At 59.1% G+C, this 20,375-nt stretch carries 17 protein-coding genes and 2 pseudogenes; 3 read left to right on the top strand and 16 right to left on the bottom strand.

Annotation, left to right across the window (positions count from 1 at the left end; all coding sequences use genetic code 11):
* Positions 1–12: 12 nt before the first annotated feature.
* The 10 genes and pseudogenes from metC to ACEN8Z_RS16295 all read right to left on the bottom strand — a co-directional run bounded on the left by metC (position 13) and on the right by ACEN8Z_RS16295 (position 10,248).
* Positions 13–2,784, bottom strand: coding sequence for a cystathionine beta-lyase (metC, locus tag ACEN8Z_RS16340; RefSeq protein ID WP_495594871.1), 2,772 nt, complete (start codon positions 2,782–2,784; stop codon positions 13–15).
* A gap of 22 nt (positions 2,785–2,806) precedes the next feature.
* Positions 2,807–2,905 (bottom strand): annotated as a pseudogene (locus ACEN8Z_RS16335) (thiol:disulfide oxidoreductase); the annotation flags it as partial.
* Positions 2,906–2,917: 12 nt separating this feature from the next.
* The gene (locus ACEN8Z_RS16330) at positions 2,918–3,514 is read right to left on the bottom strand and encodes a cysteine dioxygenase family protein (protein WP_008001687.1); all 597 of its coding nucleotides are present in this window, start codon (positions 3,512–3,514) and stop codon (positions 2,918–2,920) included.
* A 17-nt stretch (positions 3,515–3,531) separates the two neighbouring features.
* Complete coding sequence (locus ACEN8Z_RS16325; protein WP_495594870.1) at positions 3,532–4,368, bottom strand: amino acid ABC transporter ATP-binding protein; 837 nt, start codon at positions 4,366–4,368, stop codon at positions 3,532–3,534.
* Positions 4,355–5,143 (bottom strand): amino acid ABC transporter permease, encoded by a 789-nt coding sequence (locus tag ACEN8Z_RS16320; protein ID WP_495594869.1) that lies wholly within the window; start codon positions 5,141–5,143, stop codon positions 4,355–4,357. The genes ACEN8Z_RS16325 and ACEN8Z_RS16320 overlap by 14 nt, the downstream gene beginning before the upstream one ends.
* Positions 5,133–5,867 (bottom strand): amino acid ABC transporter permease, encoded by a 735-nt coding sequence (locus ACEN8Z_RS16315; RefSeq protein WP_495594868.1) that lies wholly within the window; start codon positions 5,865–5,867, stop codon positions 5,133–5,135. The genes ACEN8Z_RS16320 and ACEN8Z_RS16315 overlap by 11 nt, the downstream gene beginning before the upstream one ends.
* Positions 5,864–7,075, bottom strand: coding sequence for an aminotransferase class I/II-fold pyridoxal phosphate-dependent enzyme (locus ACEN8Z_RS16310; protein WP_495594867.1), 1,212 nt, complete (start codon positions 7,073–7,075; stop codon positions 5,864–5,866). The genes ACEN8Z_RS16315 and ACEN8Z_RS16310 overlap by 4 nt, the downstream gene beginning before the upstream one ends.
* The gene (locus tag ACEN8Z_RS16305; RefSeq protein ID WP_495594866.1) at positions 7,072–8,496 is read right to left on the bottom strand and encodes an FAD-binding oxidoreductase; all 1,425 of its coding nucleotides are present in this window, start codon (positions 8,494–8,496) and stop codon (positions 7,072–7,074) included. Before ACEN8Z_RS16305 ends, ACEN8Z_RS16310 begins: the two co-directional genes overlap by 4 nt.
* Positions 8,493–9,344 carry a transporter substrate-binding domain-containing protein gene (locus ACEN8Z_RS16300; protein ID WP_495594865.1) on the bottom strand — a complete coding sequence of 284 codons (852 nt, stop codon included), beginning with the start codon at positions 9,342–9,344 and terminating at the stop codon, positions 8,493–8,495. Before ACEN8Z_RS16300 ends, ACEN8Z_RS16305 begins: the two co-directional genes overlap by 4 nt.
* Positions 9,345–9,405: 61 nt before the next feature.
* Positions 9,406–10,248, bottom strand: coding sequence for a transporter substrate-binding domain-containing protein (locus ACEN8Z_RS16295; protein ID WP_495598140.1), 843 nt, complete (start codon positions 10,246–10,248; stop codon positions 9,406–9,408).
* A 245-nt stretch (positions 10,249–10,493) separates the two neighbouring features.
* Between ACEN8Z_RS16295 and ACEN8Z_RS16290 the strand changes: the two genes are divergently transcribed.
* Entirely contained in the window at positions 10,494–11,345 is an 852-nt protein-coding gene (locus tag ACEN8Z_RS16290) for a LysR substrate-binding domain-containing protein (RefSeq protein WP_008001698.1), read from the top strand.
* Positions 11,346–11,532: 187 nt separating this feature from the next.
* Here ACEN8Z_RS16290 and ACEN8Z_RS16285 read toward each other — a convergent pair whose 3' ends face one another.
* Positions 11,533–12,450 carry an AraC family transcriptional regulator gene (locus tag ACEN8Z_RS16285; RefSeq protein WP_495594864.1) on the bottom strand — a complete coding sequence of 306 codons (918 nt, stop codon included), beginning with the start codon at positions 12,448–12,450 and terminating at the stop codon, positions 11,533–11,535.
* A gap of 268 nt (positions 12,451–12,718) precedes the next feature.
* On the opposite strand from ACEN8Z_RS16285, the pseudogene ACEN8Z_RS16280 reads away from it, so the two are divergent.
* Positions 12,719–12,967, top strand: a pseudogene (locus ACEN8Z_RS16280) (alpha/beta hydrolase); the annotation flags it as partial.
* A gap of 16 nt (positions 12,968–12,983) precedes the next feature.
* Positions 12,984–14,183, top strand: coding sequence for an MFS transporter (locus tag ACEN8Z_RS16275; protein WP_495594863.1), 1,200 nt, complete (start codon positions 12,984–12,986; stop codon positions 14,181–14,183).
* A gap of 141 nt (positions 14,184–14,324) precedes the next feature.
* On the opposite strand, the gene ACEN8Z_RS16270 is transcribed toward ACEN8Z_RS16275, so the two are convergent.
* From ACEN8Z_RS16270 to ACEN8Z_RS16250, 5 genes are all read right to left on the bottom strand, one after another.
* Positions 14,325–15,347 (bottom strand): ABC transporter permease, encoded by a 1,023-nt coding sequence (locus ACEN8Z_RS16270; RefSeq protein WP_007986627.1) that lies wholly within the window; start codon positions 15,345–15,347, stop codon positions 14,325–14,327.
* A 56-nt stretch (positions 15,348–15,403) separates the two neighbouring features.
* A complete protein-coding gene (locus ACEN8Z_RS16265) occupies positions 15,404–16,969 on the bottom strand; it encodes a sugar ABC transporter ATP-binding protein (RefSeq protein ID WP_495594862.1) in 1,566 nt (521 codons plus the stop codon).
* A gap of 70 nt (positions 16,970–17,039) precedes the next feature.
* Complete coding sequence (locus ACEN8Z_RS16260) at positions 17,040–17,966, bottom strand: sugar ABC transporter substrate-binding protein (protein WP_007994285.1); 927 nt, start codon at positions 17,964–17,966, stop codon at positions 17,040–17,042.
* Positions 17,967–18,122: 156 nt separating this feature from the next.
* Positions 18,123–19,175: a Gfo/Idh/MocA family protein gene (locus tag ACEN8Z_RS16255; RefSeq protein ID WP_495594861.1), complete on the bottom strand. Its 1,053-nt coding sequence runs from the start codon at positions 19,173–19,175 to the stop codon at positions 18,123–18,125.
* 182 nt (positions 19,176–19,357) lie between these two features.
* Positions 19,358–20,218 (bottom strand): sugar phosphate isomerase/epimerase family protein, encoded by an 861-nt coding sequence (locus ACEN8Z_RS16250; protein WP_495594860.1) that lies wholly within the window; start codon positions 20,216–20,218, stop codon positions 19,358–19,360.
* Between the last annotated feature and the right edge of the window lie 157 nt (positions 20,219–20,375).

The following is a 20,375-nucleotide window of genomic DNA, read 5'->3' as shown; positions in this document are numbered from 1 at the left end:
GCCGAAGATCCATCATTGAGGCTGATCAGCGGATTGATCATGCAAAGCCTTAAACCCGCGCTGCAAATCTTCGATCAACGCCGCGACATCTTCCAGGCCGATATGCAACCGCAACACAGGATTCATTGTGCGATCAGCCGCGCTGTTACGGTTTTGGGTATCGGCCAAGGTGATCAGACTTTCAAAACCACCCCAGGAAGCACCCAAACCGAATAGCTGCAGTGCATCAATAAAGCGCTCGACATACGCGTCGTCCGCCTCGCTCAATTCAAAGGACAGCAAGCCGTTGCTGCCGGTGAAATCTCGCTGCCACAAGACGTGGCCAGGATGATCGGTCAAGGCCGGATGGAACACCCGTTTCACCTGCGGTTGCGCTTGCAACCAAAGAGCGACTTCCAAGGCCTGGCGCTCATGCACCTCCAGGCGTGGCGCCAGCGTTCGGGCGCCTCGCAATACCAGATAAGCGTCGTCGGGGCTGACGGTCGCGCCAAAGGCATCGCTCATATTCATCATGGGCTGCCAGGCTGCTTCACAGGTGCAGACACTGCCCATGACCACGTCACTGTGGCCGCTCAGGTACTTGGTCAGCGCCATGATCGAGATGTCCGCACCAAGTGACAGCGGTCGGTACAGGTAGCCAGAGCCCCAGGTATTATCGACAGCCAGCAAAATCCCTCGCGGTTTGCACAGGGCGGCGATGGCCGGCAAGTCGCACAGTTCATACAACAAAGAGCCTGGCACTTCGGTGTAGACCATTTTGGTGTTGGCTTGCAATTGAGCCTGCAAGTCACGGCCGTCCGGGGCGAAATAATTGACCTGAATACCGAAGGGCTGAAGAAACTCTCGTGCCAGACGCCGCACAGGTGCGTATACCGCGTCGGTGATCAGCACATGATCGCCGGGTCGCAGGTAAGCGAGAAACGTCTGCGCGACCGCTGCCAACCCGGTACCGAACAAGCGAGTGCGATACCCCCCCTCCAGCTCGGTGACCAGATCTTCGAGGGCAAACGCCGTTGGATTTCCGCGTGCTCCATAACTCAGCACACGCTCGCTATCACGGCGAGCTCGGGCGTCACGCATTTGCGCCAGGTTGTCGAATAGCACGGTGCTTAAGCGAGTGACCGGCACATTGACTGCGCGGCCGCCGGCACCCTGAGCCCGCGCCGAATGCACCAGGCGCGTACGCACCTGCGAACCCGAACGAGCGGGAGGTTGTAATGGCTTGAAACTGGCGATTTCCTCGTCGCTCATCTGTGCCAGCAAACCGATTTCCCAAGCCAGATACTGACGCGCCGCGTCTTTGTTGCCGGAGTGGCGGTCATGGGTAAAAAACAGAAAATCGATGCATCGATCATTGGATGGCGTGTCCGGGTTTTCCTGCACGGCGAAACCCGCTGCACGCCAGGCCTCGAGCCCACCTTCAAGCAGCTGCACCTGCGCACGCTGGGCGTGAGGTAATTCCTGTGCGGCGAGCGCAGCCAGTTGCGGATCATCGGCCAGTAACACCAGCGGTCGCTGTTCGCCCGCGACGTGTGACGCCAGCAACGAGCGGATCGACCAGCTCGCGCCGACAATGTGCCCCTTGCGATAGGTCATGCTCGGACGAAGGTCGATCAGCGCGACGGCGTTATCTTTCAACGCATCAGACAGTGCCCGTGCAGTGATCGTTGACAACTTTTCATGAGCGAAGACTTCACCCGCGGGTAACGCCAGGCCACTGCTCACGCCACCTTCCAGCACATACGCCTCATGCCCCAATTGGCGCAGCCAACTCGCGACAATCGGCGCCCGCACGCCATCGCTGTCGATCAGCACCAGCCGCGCCTGACGCACGCCGATATACAGATCAGTCGATTGAACCAACTGACCGCCTGGCGTGTGTTGAGCACCAGGTAAACTGCCGGCGGCAAACTCTTCGGCGGTGCGCACGTCGCACAAAAACAGACTGCGCCCGGCGTCTGTGGCCCACTGCTCGACCTTTGCAGCCGTTACCGTTTTCACACCGGCCCGCTCCGCCAGTTGCGCGGCCGCCAGACGTTGCGCCGTTAGTGGTGCAACGGACACCGCATCGGCATAACGACGGCTGCTGCCATGCTCCAGTTGAAAGTCTTCCAGGTACCAGCCTTGGGTTCCGTTTTCCAACGCGTAGATCGGATTCTTCAAACCCAGGTTGATCAGCGTCTGCGCACCGATAATGCTACGGGTTCGACCAGCGCAATTGATCACGATTGGCGTGCTGTCGTCCGGCGCCAGGTCATGGATGCGATAGCCCAGCTCGCCGTTCGGGCAGCACACTGAACCGGGAATGGTCATCTTGCGGTATTCATCGAACGGCCGGCCGTCGAGTACGACCAGTGGCTCGTCACGAGATTGCCAATCGGCCAATTGTTGCGCGGTGACATGCGGTGTATGACTGGCCTCTTCCACCAATTCGCCAAAAGCCTTGGACGGGACATGCACGCCGGCGAACAGTTGATAACCGGCGGCCTGCCAACCATCCGCACCGCCCTCCAGAAGGTGCACGTTGCCATACCCCAACGCATGCAGGCGCCGGGCAGAACGCGAAGCGACATCACCGCCGTTCTGGTCATAGATCACCAGCCGCACCTGGGGATTCGGAGCAAGACGCAGCACCTCCAACTCCAGTCGGCTGTAAGGCAGATTGACCCCGAAAAACAGATGGGCCTCGCCATACTGACCATGCTCGCGCACATCAAACAGGGCAATTTCCTGCCCATCAAACAGCCACTGCTGCAATTGCCCTGGGGTTACGGTCTGGCTCATAGGAGTCCCGCTCGAAAGAAAATTATTGAAGCGCCAGAGAGCGCTCATTGGCCGCCAGTTCGCGGCCCTTCGCGTACGCACGCTGAATGGCTGGACGCGCCTTGAGGCGTTCGCGCCAGGCACTAAAGTTCGATCATGCGTAAGCCTTGATCGACGGCGCCATTTGCGAGGCGTTGTAATTGAGAATGCGTCCGTCGGTCTCAACGCCATAGCGACCGTTGAGGGACTCCAGCGGCAGACCGTAGAGATGGAAATGCAAGGTCGCCTGCTCACCCTCGACGCGAATGCCGTGCAAGTCTTCACCGAGGAACGAGATCGACGTGCCGGGTTGCACGATCACTTCCTTTTCCAGGTGCAAGGTGGTGAACCCGGATTCGCGACCTTCGTCGTCACGGCGGTAAACGTAGTTGATCTCCTGGCCCTCGACGGCGCTGATGATCGCCCAGGTTTCGTGGTTGTGCGGGATCGTACTTTTGCCCGGCAACAGCGAGTTCAGGTACAGCGTTGGCGTATCGCCGTCGTCATTCAAACGGTAGCGAAACGCGGTACTGCCCTGCCCCGGCACCGGCGCCGGGAATTCGTCGAAATTGAACAGATCACGGCGCTCGGCCAGGGCTTCGAGCAGGGCAACTATTTCCACCAGCGCGGCACGGTCGACGCCGCGTTGATTGATGACGCGGATTTTCTTCAGGAAATCCTCGATGACGACGGCACGGTTAACGGTACTCATGAACAGGCTCCTCGGTATTAGACGGACAGGCTGTAGCGACCCAGGTTGGTCAGCAGGTAAGGGTCGTTGGCGACGGCAGGACGCCGCCCCGGATCACCCAATGCATGGCGCAGGAACTCCCGGGTGCGCTCGCTGGTCGGGTGCTGAAAAATCTGAGCGGCGCTGCCGTGCTCAACGATCACGCCGTTTTCGGTGAAATAGACGATGTCGCTGATCTCTTCGGCGAAACGCATCTCGTGGGTGACCAGCACGCAAGTCATCCCCTCTTCGGTCAACTCGCGAATCACCGTCAGCACCTCGCCGACGGTTTCCGGGTCAAGGGCGGACGTCACTTCATCGAACAGAATCAGTTCCGGTCGCATCGCCAGCGCCCGGGCAATTGCCACGCGTTGTTGCTGGCCCCCGGACAGTTGTCCCGGATAGGCATCAGCCTTGTGCTCCATGCGCACTTTGGCCAGCAAGGCACGTGCCTCTTTTTCGGCATCGACCCGGTTGCGCCCCAACACCTTGCGCGGTGCTATCACCAGGTTCTCCAGCACCGACAAATGCGGGAACAGGTTGTACTGCTGGAATACAAAACCCACGCGCTTGCGCAATTCGATGCGCTGGGCTTCCAGGGTCAGGGTGTGAACCTCGGTGGCACCGACACGGATGCTGCCGCGCTGGGGCTGCAACAGCCCGGTGATGCAGCGCAGGATGGTCGACTTGCCAGAGCCCGACGGGCCGATGATCGACACCGCCTGCCCCCGATGCACGTCGAGGTCGATGCCGTTGAGCACCGGGTTACTGGCGAACGACAGGTGCAGATCGCGCAGGCTCACCAGCGGCTCGACGACGGTTTCAATAGAAGGCATAACGTCGCTCCAGGCGTTGGGTGAGACGGGAAATCGGGTAGCAGTAAGCGAAGAAGAGCACCAGCAAGCTCAGGTAAATCACCACGGTGAAACCGGTCATGTTCACGGTGTTGCTGGCGATCTGGGCGGTATCGATTACGTCGTGCACACCGACCAGCGAGGCCAGTGCGGTGCCCATGGTGATTACCGCATACAGGTTCATCCATGGCGGCAACATGCGCTTGAAGCACTGCGGCAGGATGATCGAGCTAAAGATCTGACCCCGAGTAAAAGCCAGCGAGCGTGCCGCCTCCCACTGCGTACTCGGGATCGAAGCGATGGCGCCACGAAAGATCTCCGCAACGTTGGCACTCGCCGGCAAGGCCAGGCCGATCGTCACCTTGACCCAGTCCGGAAACGACACGTGAGCGCTGCCGATTTGGATCTCGAAGGGGAATACATAGGTAGTGAAATAGATCAGTACCAGCCATGGTGCATTGCGGAAGATTTGCACCCAAATCCGTGCCGGCAAGCGCAGCAGACGCAGCGGCGACAGCGCCAGCGCCCCAACCAGCAACCCCAGCAGCGAGCCCAATGCGATCGCGACCAGGCTGATTAGAATGTTCTGACCAAAGCCTGCGACCAGTGCCGGCGACCATTGCAGCAACGCCTTTAACACCGGACTTTGCGGGGGGAACCACAGCAACCAGAGCGCGGCGCAGGCCAACAGCAACAGCTTTCCAACATGCCGACGCGGCCAGGGCATCGGGGCAGTGACGGACGATTCAATGGCCATAACCGGGCATCCTCAGGCGCGCTTCCAGGTAGCGCCCCACACAATTGACGATAAAGCTCAGCAGACCGAAAAAGCTCAGGATCAGGATCATTAGTTCCAGAACGTTATCGCTCTGCGTCCAGATCATGATCGACGCGTAGGTGATGTCGCCGACGGCAATCGCCGAAGCGACGGCAGTCATCTTCACCAGGTCGATCAGGTTGTTGATCAGCGACGGCAAAGCGAAGCGCAGGGCCAGTGGCAACTGCACGCTCCACAACAACTGGAGATTGCTGAATGCCAGCGAACTGGCCGCTTCCATCGTCACTGCCGGCACGGCCTCGATGCCGGCGCGCAAGGCCTCGGCATGGAAAGCGCCCTTGTGCAACGAGATCACGATCACCACCCAGGCGAATGGTGTCAGTGGGTTCGCCGCACCAACGGCTTGAGTGAGTAACATGTTCAATACGAGGAACGCGCAATACAGCTGCACCAGTGTCGGCGTGTTGCGAGTGACTTCGACGAATACCCGCGCTGGTTTCGCCAGCCACGGATTGCCCGACGTCAGCATCGCCGCCAGGCTGATCCCGGCGAGCAAACTGCCGACGATGGTACACAGGCACAACCACACCGTAGTCAACGCGCCCTGCACCAGGGAACCGCGCTGATAGGCATCCAGCAGAAAGTTGTAGTTCAGGCCGATTCCGGCGGCCCAGTGGACGAAAAGCTCCAGCCAATGACTCATGCTTCTCCCCGCAATTGCGTGCAGGCCCGGGCAATGCGACGCCCGGCTTCGCCGACGCTGTCGGTCGCGGTAGCGATGGACAGACGAAACCACGGCGACAGACCATAAGCACTGCCCGCTACCCCGGCCACGCCCTCCTCCAACAAATACGCCACCACATCGGCGTCGCTATCAAGGCGGATGCCGTCCGGACGATATCGCCCCAGCAAACCGGCGCAGCGGACAAATACGAAGAAACCGCCCTGAGGCTCAAGCACGTCAAGACCGTCGACGTTGCGCAAGGTACTCACCAGCAAATTCCGACGCTGCTGATAGGCCGCGACCTGCTCGGGCAAAAATTCCAGTCCGCCATCGAAGGCTGCCAGCGCAGCGGCCTGGCTCACCGAGGACGCTCCGGAAGTGGATTGCGACTGCACGACGGCCATGGCGTCGGTCAGCACTCGTGGGCCGGCACCGAAACCGATGCGCCAGCCGGTCATGGCATACGTTTTGGACACGCCACCCACCAACAGGCAGCGCGCTTGCAAATCCGGCGCAACATTGAGCAAGCTCTGCGCCGGCTGTCCGTCAAAGCGGATGTGTTCATAGAGTTCATCCAGCAGAATCAGCACCTGTGGGTGACGGCGCAGCACCTCGGCGATCGCTTGCAACTCGACTGCGCTATACACCGCCCCACTGGGGTTGCCGGGGCCGTTGAGGATCAGCCAGCGTGTGCGTTCGCCGATGTGTAGCTCAAGCTGTTCTGCCGTGAGCTTGCAACCTTGGGCGAGTCCGCATTCGATAAACACCGGTTCACCACCGTTGAACCGAACACTGTCCGGGAACGATGGCCAATACGGCGTGGGCACCAGCACTTCATCGCCATCGTCAAGGGTCGCGGCAAATGCGTTGAAGATGATCTGTTTAGCACCGTTGGCAATCACAATCGAAGGCAGCGAATAGTCCAGGTGGTTTTCGCGCTGGAGTTTGCGCTGCACGGCAACCCGCAAGGCTTTTACACCCGGCGTCGGCGTGTACTTAGTGGCCCCGCCGGCGATGGCGCCATATGCGGCATGCTTGATGTGTTCCGGGGTGTCGAAATCCGGTTCGCCGGTGGTCAGGTCGAGAATGTCGCGACCGGCCTCGCGCAACTCGGTGGCACGGGACTTAGCGGCGGCGTTGGCCGACAGCGAGACGCGCTGCACGCGCTGGGACAAACGCAGTGTCATGACCGAGCCTCCTGCAATACTTTGCCCGGATTGAGCAGATTGAGCGGATCCAGGGCCTGCTTGATGCGGCGCATCAGATCGAGCTCCACCGCACTTTTGTAGCGCCCGAGCATATCCGGTTTGCGCTGGCCGATACCGTGCTCGGCACTGATCGAACCACCGTGGGCATGGGCGCTGTCATGTACCAGTTGGCTCAACGCCGTGTAATGGGCCATGTGCGCTTCGATCGTCGAATCTTGGGGATGTGCGACGTTGTAATGCAGGTTGCCATCGCCCAGATGGCCGAAGGTGTAATGACGAACACCAGGGAAATGCGCCTGCAACAGCGCATCCGTGTGCGCGACAAAATCCACGATCCGGGAAATCGGCACAGAGATGTCGTGTTTCATGTTGCGGCCGGCACGCTTCTGCGCCTCGCTCATGTTTTCCCGCAGCAACCACAGCGCTTCGCTTTGCGCCAGGCTTTCGGCGATCAATGCATTGGCGAGCAAGCCCTGTTCGAACGCTTCGCCGAGCACCGCTTCAAAGGCTTCGCGGGCGTGATTTTCACTGTGGTTGTCCGATAGTTCCAACAGGGCGAACCAGGGCTGGCTCACGCCGAGAAACGGTTGTGGCCCCTCGGGAACTTGCTCGCGTAACAGCGCCAGACAATCGGCACTGAGCAGTTCAAATGCGGTGAGGCTCGCGCCAAAACCGGCACGGGCATGGGACAGCAATTGCACCGCTTGCGACAGCGAGTCAAAGGCCAGCAACGCGGTGGCTTGCGCCTTGGGCAAAGGGAACAATTTGAGGGTCGCAGCGGTAATAATCCCGAGGGTGCCTTCGCTGCCGATGTACAGGTCTCGCAAGTCGTAGCCGGTGTTGTCCTTGCGCAAACCGCGTAGGCCGTTCCAGATTTCGCCTTCGGCGGTCACCACTTCCAGCCCCAGTGTCAGCTCGCGGGTATTGCCGTAGCGCAATACGGCAGTACCACCGGCGTTGGTACCTAGATTGCCGCCAATGGTGCAGCTGCCTTCGGCGCCCAGGCTCAAGGGAAACAGACGACCAGCCTCACGGGCGACGTCCTGAACGTTTTGCAGAATGCAGCCGGCTTCGACGGTCAGCGTGTCGTTGTCAGTGTCTACCGCTCGTACGCGGTTCAGGCGATCAAGCAAGAGCAAAACGGCACGCCCACTGGCGTCAGGCGTTGCGCCGCCCATCAGGCCGGTGTTGCCACCCTGCACGACTATCGGCGTGTCGCAGGCGACACAGGCACGCACCACTGCCGCGACTTCCTCGACGTTCGCCGGATGCACGGCGGCAACCACCTGCCCCACGTAACGCCCTTGCTTGTCGGTGAGGTAAGGTGCGGCTTCCTCACTGCTCTGCACGTGCCTGGCGCCGAGCAGTTGTTGCAGGGCCACAAACAATGGTCGACTCATGGCTGCACCGCCAGCGGCGCGGTGTTGCGATATTGCTCGTGCAAGTCACGCAAGGCCTTGGACGGCGCCATCCCCGTGCGTTCGCCGAGCTCGATCAGCCAGCCACTGCGGTGCCAGTCACGCACGATGGCATCCAGTTTCGCCTGGGTATCGTGCTCGCCTTTGCGCAACCAGATCACCGAGTTGGACGGGATCAAATCACCTGGCAGCGGGATCTCATAACCTGCCCACTCGGCATCGCTCAACAACGCATGCATGGTCGGACTGACATGCACCGCCGCCACGCAACCATCGCCGCGCAGCGACAACAACGACTCGGACTGACTGCGGAATGCCTTGATCTGTGCGCCGTAGGTTTCCTGCAACGGCTTTATGAAGTTGCTGCCCTGGGACACGCACACCGGCTTGCCCTTGAGGTCGGCCCACTGGGTGATGCCCGAGCCTTTGCGAATCAGCGCCGCGCCGCCCACCTCTTCATAAGGCGTGGGCACGAAATCGAGGATCTCACTGCGCTCTTCAGTGAACTGCATGTTGGCGATCAGGATGTCGACCTTGCCCTGCTGCAGAAACTGCACACGGTTCGGCGCCAGTACCGAGACGGTATTGACCTCCACGCCCAGCGCCTTGGCCACGCCTTTGGCTAATTCAACGTTGTAGCCCAAATGCTCACCGGTCTTCGGGTCGATGGAGCCGAACGGCGGGCCGCTGAGAATCACGCCAACACTGATGGCATGGCGCTGCTCAATCTTGTCCAGCGTGGCATCTGCACGGGCCAGGCTTGCGCCCAATGCAAGAGCGCCGGCCAGGCACAGTGATGTCAGGTTTTTAGTGGAAAAATGACGGTTCATGCGCGACTACCTTGAATAGCCGTCGCGCGATGCGGCGGCGTATTGAATACGACGAGGTGAATCAGGCGCCGTTGGCCTGGAACTGCTTTTGCAGCTCCACTAGCGCAGGTGACGCGGGGGTGATGTGATTGCGGGTCTGGGCTTCGATCAACCAGCCGCTGCGGTGCAGTTCCTTGACGATCGGGTCGAGCTTGGCCTGGATGTCACTTTCACCACGACGCGTCCAGATCACCGACGGCGCCGGGTTAAGCTCTGGACTGATGGCGCGATAGCCTTGCCATTCGGTGTTGTCGGCGATTAACGGATTGATCAGTGTGGCGTCATGTACTGCCGCAACGCAGTTGTTGCCACGCAGTGCTAACAAAGACTCGGACGAACTTTTGAATGCCTTCAACTCAGCGCCCAACTCGGTGAGCGGCTTGACGTAGCTGCTGCCTTGAGAGGTGCACACCGGTTGCCCTTTCAGGTCTTCCCAGCGGGTGATCTTGCTATCCTTGAGTACCGCGGCGGTACCGCCAACCCGGTAAAACGGTGTCGGCACAAAGCCGAGAATCTCGCCGCGCTCCGCCGTCCATTCCATATTGGCGATCAGCAAATCGACCTTACCCTGCTGCAGAAACTGCACGCGGTTGGCCGGCAATACCGGCACCAGTTGCACCTCAGCACCTAACTGCCGACCCAGTTCTTGAGCGAGCTCTACATTCAGACCACGCGGCTTCTGTGTGGCAGGATCGATCCCGCCAAAGGGGCCACCCGACAGCAGCACGCCAACCACAAGCACATGACGCTGCTCGATCTTATCCAGCGTCGCGTCAGCCTGGGCAGCAGTGCTGGCGGCTAGTGAGATCAAGGCACCCAACATCATGGGCAATAACCGTTTTACAGGCGCGCGCTCGAACAACATGGATTTCCCCTCATTAATGATCGGCAAAACCCCGACCTGATGAGTGGGCATCCTGCGTACAGCGCCGAGGTAACGGAAATACAAATATCTAATATCGTTATAACTCTGGTGCTGTCACTTTTTAGATAAACGCTTATAAGCCCACGTTTATTGGCCTATACGAGCTCCCTGAAAAATAAATTTCTCCGAACACATAAAGATATGTAATGTTTATGTTCGCACCCTTAATGTAAAAAGCAGCCGCCATGTCGACCCTCGATCTCGAACTACTGCGCACCTTCATTGCCGTAGTCGATCAGCACAGCTTTGCCGAGGCCGGTGTGCAACTGGCCCGCACACAATCGTCGGTCACTCAGCACATGCAACGCCTGGAGCAACAGGTCGGGGTCAGCCTGTTCGAAAAACGCGGGCGGCAAAAGCAGCTCACGGAAGCCGGGCAGCAGTTGCTACGCCATGCCCGGCAGATGCTTTCGCTCAACGATGACGCGCTGAACTCCTTGCGCGAAAGCAGCTTGAGCGGCGTGCTGCGCATTGGCTCTCCCCATGACATCGCCGACACCATCCTGCCACCAATTCTCAGTCACATCGCGCGTTCGGCGCCACGTTTGCGCCTGGAAATCGACGTCGGCCGAAGCCCGTTTCTCATGGACGACCTGCACCGTGGCAAGGTCGATATGGTGATTTCCACTCGTGAAGACCCCAATCTGGAAGGTTTTGCCTTGCGCACCTCACCGGTGTGGTGGATTTGTTCTGCGCAGTACCTTCACAACCCCGGCGAACCCTTGCCGTTGATCCTGGTGGATGAACCCAGTATCTATCGGCGATACGCTCTTGAGGCTCTCGAACGCGCCAACATTCCCTGGCGCCAGGCTTATCTGGCGTCGAACCTGATTGGTATCAAGGCGGCGACCCGCGCAGGTCTTGGCGTCACTGCCAGAAGCATGGAAATGTTAGGCCCGGATATGCGGGTGCTGGGTGAAAGCGATGGTTTGCCCCGTCTGCCGGATGTCACCTACCACCTTTGGATTCGGCCCAATACTATTAATCCTCTGGTGCGTCGGGCTTATGAGTTAATTCGCAGCAGTCGCGGGCATTAAATGCCGGTTTCGTCAGTGTTTCTGTTGCACGAACTGATTTTGAATCACCGGCTCAGGCTGATTTAACGCTAGCTGGAGGGGGGCCCCATGAGGGGGCGATTACAACAATCAACATCAGGTGCTACCGCTGAGTGAGGCACGTAACGAAACTCAGACGACCATTCCCCTCAAGTACGCATTGATGTTGCTAACTCTGCCCTCGTAACACCGCAATATCCCGCTTGGGGGGGACGCCGAACAGACGGCTGTATTCACGACTGAACTGGGACGGGCTTTCATATCCGACCTTGAAGGCCGCACTGGACACGTCCTGGTGCTCATTGAGCATCAATCGCCTCGCCTCGTTCAGTCGCAGCCATTTTTGGTACTGCAAGGGGCTCATTGCGGTGAGTTGACGGAAGTGGTGGTGAAAGGTCGGAGTGCTCATCTGCACCCGGGCCGCAAGCTCATCGACACGAAGGGCCAAGGTGTAATTCAACTTCAGCCAATCGATGGCTTTGGCGATCCGATAACCTTGGCCGTCGACAGAAGTTATTTGTCGAAGCCGGCCGGCCTGATCACTCTGCAAAAGACGGTAGTGAATCTCGCGTTGGATCAAGGGGGCAAGAACCGGGATGGACTCCGGCTCTTCGAGCAGTGCCAATAACCGCTCGAATGACGCCAACAGTGCCGGGGTCACTGAACCAATTCCTACCCCCTTCGCAACTGATCGATCACGGGTTGGCGGCAGGTCACTTTGTGCTATCAGCTCAGCCAGCATGCGCAGATCGAGTTTCAAAGTCAGCCCCAGGCATGGCTGTTCCGGGCTTGCCGCCAGCACTTCTGAATTGGCAGGCAAGTCCAATGAGGTGATCAGAAATCGCGACGTGTCGTACGGGTAACCCTCGCCACCTACCCATAGCTGTTTCTCACCCCGGGCGACGAGAATGATGCTTGGCTCGACCATGCAGACGACGGGTGGCGATGGATGTTCACGTCTGAAAAAGCCGAGGCCCGTAATGGACGTTCCGTAATCACCTGGTTTAGAGATCTGCGTGCCGATAATCCGTGCAAGCGTTTCTTGTGCAGATGTCTGTTGATGAGCGGTGTCGTGTTTGATCGTCATGTTCGTCTTGTACCTCTTCGCTGAACTCTAACTCGCCAGCACACGAACGTCCTGCAAAAAACAGAGACTCATAGAATCAGGCAAGTAATCCAGCGGAATGCACTACAGGGAGTCTGGACTGGGCCGGAGAATGTTCATCCGACAACCCCATTGAGGAATCTCCCATGACGTCAAGTATCGCTTCGTGATCGACAACGCCACGTTGGCTGATTATGCGCTTGGGTCAAAACCCTCCAGCAAACTACAACTCAATCGAAAGGAATATCCGGTGAAAGGAATTTTGCTTGCCCTAGGGCTGCTCGTTACCTCCTTTTCTTCAGCGGGAGCCGATATGTCGAACGGTGCAGACAACTTCTACACAAGCGACAAAGTGACTGTAGAAAAGGTCACATTCAAAAATCAATACGGTATGAAGGTGGCTGGCAACCTGTTCACCCCGAAAGACCTCAACCCCAAATCCAGGAACGCAGCCATCATCGTCGGCCATCCCATGGGGGCGGTGAAGGAGCAGAGCGCAATACAGGATTCAAACAATGGCTGATCACTTACTACCAGTGCCCCATAAATCATGGGGCGCCGTATTCGCCATGTCGCTCGCTGCCTTCGTGCTGGTGGCATCGGAGTTCATGCCCGTCAGCCTGCTGACACCAATTGCCGCCGACCTGCATATCACCGAAGGACAAGCCGGTCAGGGCATTTCCGTTTCAGGGCTGTTTGCCTTATTCACCTGCCTTGTGATCCCGCTGGTGGCAGCGCGGGTTGATCGTAAACCGCTACTTCTTTCACTGACGCTGTTGATGATCCTTTCCGGAACAGTGGTCGCATTCGCACCGAACTACGGGGTATTCATGATCGGACGCGCACTGATCGGTGTTGCGATTGGTGGTTTCTGGTCACTGTCGGCGGCAACCGCCATGCGCCTTGTGCCTGACGACCAGGTCACACGGGCCATGGCAATCGTAAACGGCGGCAACGCTTTGGCGACTGTGATTGCAGCACCATTGGGCAGTCTTCTCGGCGTGTTGATTGGCTGGCGCGGTGCATTCTTGTGCGTCATCCCAGTCGCGATAGTCGCCTGTGTCTGGCTGTCGTTAAGTCTTCCAGCGATGAAATCGCACGGCGGCTCAGGCACTGGAAACGTCTTCAGGTTGATGAAAAGCATACCAGTCGCTTTAGGCATGGTGGCGGTCAGTGTCTTTTTCATGGGCCAGTTCATGCTGTTTACCTATTTGCGCCCATTCCTTGAAACGGTCACGCACGTCAGTGTCTCCATGCTGTCGATGATGTTGCTCGTTCTGGGCCTGGCGGGCCTTGTCGGAACCTTCCTGATTGAAGCGTTCTTGAAAAAAGGCCTGCATCGAACCCTCATCGTCATCCCTATCTTGATGGCGATAATTGCACTGGCGCTTGTTTCATTCGGTAGCTCGACAGCCACCACGACTGTCTTGCTTGGCCTATGGGGACTGGTTGCGACTGCGGCACCCGTGGGATGGTGGACATGGCTGGCGAGAACGTTGCCAGACGCTGCTGAAGCGGGAGGCGGCTTAATGGTGGCGATCATCCAACTCGCTATCACGTCTGGTGCAACCGTTGGCGGACTGGTCTTTGACTCGAACGGCTATCAAGCGACCTTCGAATTGAGCGCCACTTTGCTGGGCGTGGCGGCCGCTCTAGCCTTCCTGGCTGCACGCGCAGCATCGCGGGAGCCCGTTGCATCGGTAAGCATTGCTTGAAACAACCGCAAGACACGCCCAGGCATGTCTTGGTGTTTCGGTTGAGTATGCGCTCGGAAGTTGGACGCGGATGCGCAGCGCCTGCCAGGCAATGCCTGCGAAGCGAGAGCCAGAACAGGCCCTCGCTGTTTGCAGTCAAACTCAGCGCTTGAGTTTGCGCTTGTTGCGGTATTGGTCGATGACCACCGCGACCACGATGATCAAGCCTTTGATGATGTCCTGGATGTAGGCATCGACCCCGACGAAGGTGAATCCGCTGGCCATCACCCCAAGGATCAGTGCACCGATGACGGTGCCGGTGATGCGCCCCACCCCGCCCGCCAGGCTGGTGCCGCCGATGACCGCGGCGGCAATCGCATCCAGTTCATACGACATGCCCATCCCGGCCTGCCCGGTGGCGGCACGGGCCGAAGCCACCACGCCCGCCAGTCCCGCCAGCAACCCGGCAATGCTGTAGACGATCACCAGATGGCGTTTGACGTTAATGCCGGACGTACGCGCCGCCTGCATGTTGCCGCCGATGGCGTAGGTGTATTTACCGTACTTGGTGTAACGCAGCGCGATATGGAAGATCACCGCCACCACCAGAAAAATGATCACCGGCATCGCGCCGTGACCGATGGCCGTGTAGGAGTCCGATAGCATGCTCACCGGCTGGCCTTCGGTGTAGTAGCGCGCCAGGCCACGGGCCGAGACCATCATGCCCAAGGTGGCAATGAACGGTGGAATCCCGGTGATCGCAATGATGCTGCCGTTGATTGCCCCCGCCAGCAGCCCGACGCCGAGTCCGACAATCACTGGAATCCACACCGGCAAGTCAGTCAGTGACGGGAACACCGCACGGGCGAAGTCCGAGGTCTGGGCCAGGCTGGCGGCAATCATCGCCGACAACGCCAGCACCGAGCCTGAGGAGAGGTCAATGCCAGTGGTGATAATCACCTGGGTCACGCCGATGGCAAGCAGGCCAATGATCGACACTTGCAGGATCATCAGCACCAGGCGTTGAGAGTTCATCAGGAAGCTCTGGTCGCGCACGATCCAGCCGAACACCTCGAACACCAGACCGATACCGATCAGCACCAGGAAAATACTCAGTTCAGTCGGAAAGCGCCGGCGACTCTTGACCGGTGCCGTTGCCGGTTTGTTTTCCAGTATCGCGTTCATAACCACTCACCCTTCTATCGCATCGTCGACGCTGGCCGAGCCAGTGCCGGCATCCATTAGTGAACCGCGGACATGCCCGAGGCCAGTTGCATCACTCGCTCCTGAGTCGCTTCGCTGCGGTCGAGGGTACCCATCAGGTCGCCCTCGTGCATGACCATGACCCGATCACTCATGCCGAGTACTTCCGGCAGCTCCGAGGAAATCATGATCACCGCCATGCCTTCGCTGGCGAGGTAGGAGATAAGCCGGTAGATCTCGGCCTTGGCGCCGACATCGATGCCGCGAGTCGGCTCGTCGAGAATCAGGATTCGTGGATTGGTCATCAGCCAGCGCGCCAGCAAGGCCTTCTGCTGATTACCGCCGGACAGCGTGTCGATGCATTGCTCGAGCGACGGGGTTTTCACCCGCAGCTTCTTGCACATGTCTTCGCACAGGGCGCGCAGGGCTCTTTGCTGGATGAAACCGTGGCCGGCGTAGTGCGGCAGCACCGCCATTTCCATGTTCTCCAGCACTGACAGACACGGGAACAAGCCGCTGAGCTTACGATCCTCGGTCAACAGGGCGAAGCCCTTCTCGATGGCCATGTGCGGATCGGTAATACGCACCACTTCACCGTCGAGGCGAATCTCGCCACCGTCGCTCGGGGTGATGCCAAAGATCGCCTCGGCGACGTTGGTCCGCCCCGATCCCATCAACCCGGCAATGCCGAGGATCTCGCCGGCATGCAGATCGAAGGACACGTCCTTGAAAATGCCATCGAGCTTGAGGTCGCGCACCGACAGCAGCAGCTCGCCGATCGGCGTCTCGCGTACCGGGAACAACTGGCTCAGTTCACGCCCGACCATCATCGAAATCAGGCTGTCGCCGTCCATGCTGTCGGCCCGTTGCAGGCCGATGTAGGCGCCGTCGCGGAACACTGCCACTTCGTCGGCGATGCTGAACACTTCATTCATTTTGTGGGTGATGTAGATGATGCCTTTGCCCTGGCTCTTGAGGTCGGCAATGATCGAAAACAGGTGGGCGACTTCCTTGTCGGTAATGGCCGAGGTCGGTTCGTCCATGATCAGGATGTCGGAATCGTAGGACACCGCCTTGGCAATCTCGACCATCTGCCGTTCGGCGATGCTCAGATTGCCGACCTGTTCTTCCGGATCCAGGTTGATGCGCAGGCGCTCCAACAGCTTCGCCGTGCAACGGTGCATTTCCCGATGGTCGATCATGTGGAAACCGTTGAGCTGCTCACGGCCGATCCAGATGTTCTCGGCGATGCTCATGTGCGGCATCAGGTTGAGCTCTTGATGGATCATCGCGATCCCGGCCTGAAGCGCCGCCAGGGGCGTTTCGAACACCACCGGCTTGCCCCGCAGGCGCAGTTCGCCGGCGTCCGGCTGGTAGATGCCGGCGATGATTTTCATCAAGGTGGATTTGCCCGCGCCGTTCTCGCCCATCAGGGCCAACACGGAACCGGGGCGTACCCGCAGCTGTACGTCGGACAAGGCCACCACTCCGGGGAAACCCTTGCTGACGTTGACGATTTCCAACAGGTACGGCTCATCGACAGGTGTTGCGGTTGGCTGGACACCCATCAACGGGGTGCTCGAAGCAGTCGCTGAAGCGAACATGATCAGGTACTCCATCAGCAAGGTCGCAGTTGCCACCTTGCGTGTTTATTGTTGTTATTGAACGGACGGACTATTTGAACTGGTCAACGTTTTGCAGCGTGATCAAGCGATACGGCACCCACACCGCCGGCTCGACCGGCTCGTTTTTGGCCATTTTCACCGCCGTCTCGATCGAACCGTCTGCCTGCCCCTTGGCGTCCTGGAACACCGAGACGACCAGAGAGCCCTTCTTCACCGCGTTCAAACCGTCAGGCGTACCGTCGACACCGGCGATCAGGATGCTGCCCTTTTCCACGCCGGCCTGTTGCAGGGCCATCGCGGCGCCAATAGCCATCTCGTCGTTGTTGGAGACGACCGCGTCGAACTTGCGGCCCTGGGTCAGCCAGTCGTTGACCAGGGTCATGCCCTTGTCCCTCAACCAGATGCCGGTTTGCTCTTGCTCGATCTTGATGTTCGGGTACTTGGCCAACACCTCTTTGACACCCTTGGTACGGTTGGTGGTGGAGTTGTTCGCCAGGTCGCCCAGCAGGATCACGATGTCACCCTTGCCGCCCATTTTGTCGGCCAGGTATTGCATCTGCATCTGACCGGCTTCCAGATCGTTGGAGGCGACAGTGACCACGCCTTTGGGCAGGTTCAGGTCATCGGGACGGCGGTTGACGTACACCAGCGGAATGCCGGCCTTGACCGCCGATTCGGTGATTTTTTTGGTGGCGGCGGTATCCACAGGGTTGACTACAATGGCGTCGACCTTCTGACTGATGAAGCTTTCTACCTGGCTCAACTGCCTGACCACGTCGCTGCGCGCGTCTTCGAACTGCAGCTTGACGCCATCGGGATAGGACTTGGCTTTGGTGTCCATGGACTCACGCAGGTAGGTCAGCCAGGTGTCATCGAACTGCGACATGCTGACGCCGATCTTCATGTCAGCGAGTGCAGCGCCGCTGGCGAACATCAGGGACAAGGCGAGTGAGGCGAAACGGATCTTGGTCTTCATGAAAAGTCTTTCTCCACATTCTTGTTGGTTTTATGGATAAGGCGTGACGATTTCAGTAAGCGGACAAGCGGGAAAAGAGTTGGAACCGGGTGCGAGGCAGCTCGCTGGAAATGACTTTATTGGAAAATATTTTCCACATCAACTCATTTTAGAATTTTATTCTAATTTTGTTCCATGACTCTCGAACGGGCTCAATTGCACCACTTGATGGCGCTCGAAACTCAGCCGCGCAGCGTCTAGCACACGGGTTGTCGCCAGTGCATCACGGGCCTCCACAGGCAGTGGGCCACCGCTCTGCAATGCGGCTTGCAGCTGTAAATAGAACTGATTCCAGCAACCACGCTCGGAGGGAACTCTTTCGCGCACCTCGCCCTGTTCGAACCAGCCCCAGCGGCGATGCTCTTCCACGCCCCAGCGTTCACCTTCGGATTTCGGTGTGAGCCCGGCGAGCGCCGACGCCTCCTGCCCGTCGAGACCATCGACGCTGTAACAGCCTTGAGTGCCGGTCACACGAAAGCGCGGGCCCGGGGTGTTTTGCAGGCAACTGCCGCCCAGGTGCGAGGTCACGCCGCTGGCATGGGTCAGGGACATAAAGAAGCCGTTGTCGAAAGACTGGCCTTTTTCGAGGTAATCCAGCTCGGCGTAAACCCGGGTGACCGGGCCGAACAGCAGCAGCGCCTGATCCACCAGATGGCTGCCCAGATCGCGCAGGAAACCACCGCCACTGCCGTTGTTCACCGACTGCGGTGAATAGCGCTCGATCCGCGATTCGAAAAGGGTGACCTGGCCCAGCGCTCCGGACTCAATGAGTTTGCGCACCGTGAGAAAGTCCGAGTCCCAGCGCCGGTTCTGGTAGACGCTCAGTTGCACGCCCTGACGCTCGGCCATGGTGATCAGGGTTTGTGCCTGTTGCGCATCAGCGGTGAACGGCTTGTCGCTGACCACCGCCACATTGTGTTCGATAGCGTCGAGCACCAGCGCCGGGCGGCCTTTGAGCGGCGTGGACACTACCAGCACATCGACCCCGATTTCGACCAGTTGACCGATGCTGTCGAAGGCCGGCACACCGGGGTGTTCTGCCGCCAGCAACTGGCGCCGCTCCGTTGAACGGGTAACCACACCAACGAAGGTCGCACCCGGCAAACTGCTGATCAGTGGAGCATGGAAAAACCGGCCGCCATGGCCGTATCCGACAAGTCCGATGCGCATGAAAACATTCTCCTTATAGTTAATTACCGGATATACACGGACCTTGTGGGAGCGGCGGTGCGGCGATCCGACTTGCTCGCGAAGGCAATATGTCAGGTGACATCAATGTTGAATGTGCCGCCGTCTTCGCGAGCAAGTCGGATCGCCGCACCGCCGCTCCCACAGGTTTTGTGTAAGGTCGGTTATTGGCAGAGTTCGCGGGTCACGCGCTCGAGCATCATCCGGTTGGACTCGTCCGGCCGGTCCTCCCAGGCGAACACCGAGACAGTGGCGATGCCATCGAACTTGATCTCGCGCAAGGTGCCGAAGAACGCGTCCCAATTGACCTCGCCCTGACCGATGTCCAGATGCTGGTGCACGGTGGCGGTGACGCCCGGCGGGTTGACGATGTAGCGCAAGCCCGAAGACGCCTTGTGGTTGTAGGTGTCGGCGATGATCAGGTGCGTCAGTTTTGACCCGGCGTACTTGAGCATCGAGGCGATATCACCGACGCCATCGTCATAGAAGAAGGTGTGCGGCGCCGCGTAGAGGTAGTTGATCCAGTCGCGATCCAGTCCGCGAATGATGTCCACCGACTCGTTGTTGCGCTCGCAGAAATCGTAAGGGTGCGCCTGGATGTCGAGTTTGATGCCTTCGCGTTCGAACTCCGGCATCAGTTCATCCATGGAACGCATGAACTGGTTCTCGCACACCAGCGGGTTGTCCGACTGGCCGGTGAACTCGGTGTTGACCAGCTGGCAGTCCATCTCCACGGCAATCTGGATCGCGCGCTTCCAGTTGCGGACGGCGGCCACACGCAGGCCTTCGTCGGCGGCGGCCCAGTGGTACATCGGTAATAAGGACGAGAGTTTGACCCCGGTATCGCTCAGGGCTTTGCGAAACTCCTTGATCCGCGCCTTGTCGACCCGCGGGGCTTTGTAGAACGGCAGGAAATCCTCCCGGGGCGACAACTCGATGTGTTCGTAGCCGAGTTCGGCGACTTTGTCGACCATCTTGCCCAGGGACAGGGTGCGGTACATGTAGGGATCTAGTGCGATGCGCATGTGTTTTGTTCTCCTTCAACAGGGCCTGAGCCCGGACACCAGCCCTGTGGGAGCGGCGGTGCGGCGATCCGACTTGCTCGCGAAGACGGTTACACAGTCAGCAACAATGTTGCCTGACAGACCGCTTTCGCGAGCAAGCCCGCTCCCACATTGGGTA

This window comes from Pseudomonas sp. Pseusp10 (genome assembly GCF_059492225.1).
This window is presented reverse-complemented; position numbering and strand designations above follow the sequence as displayed.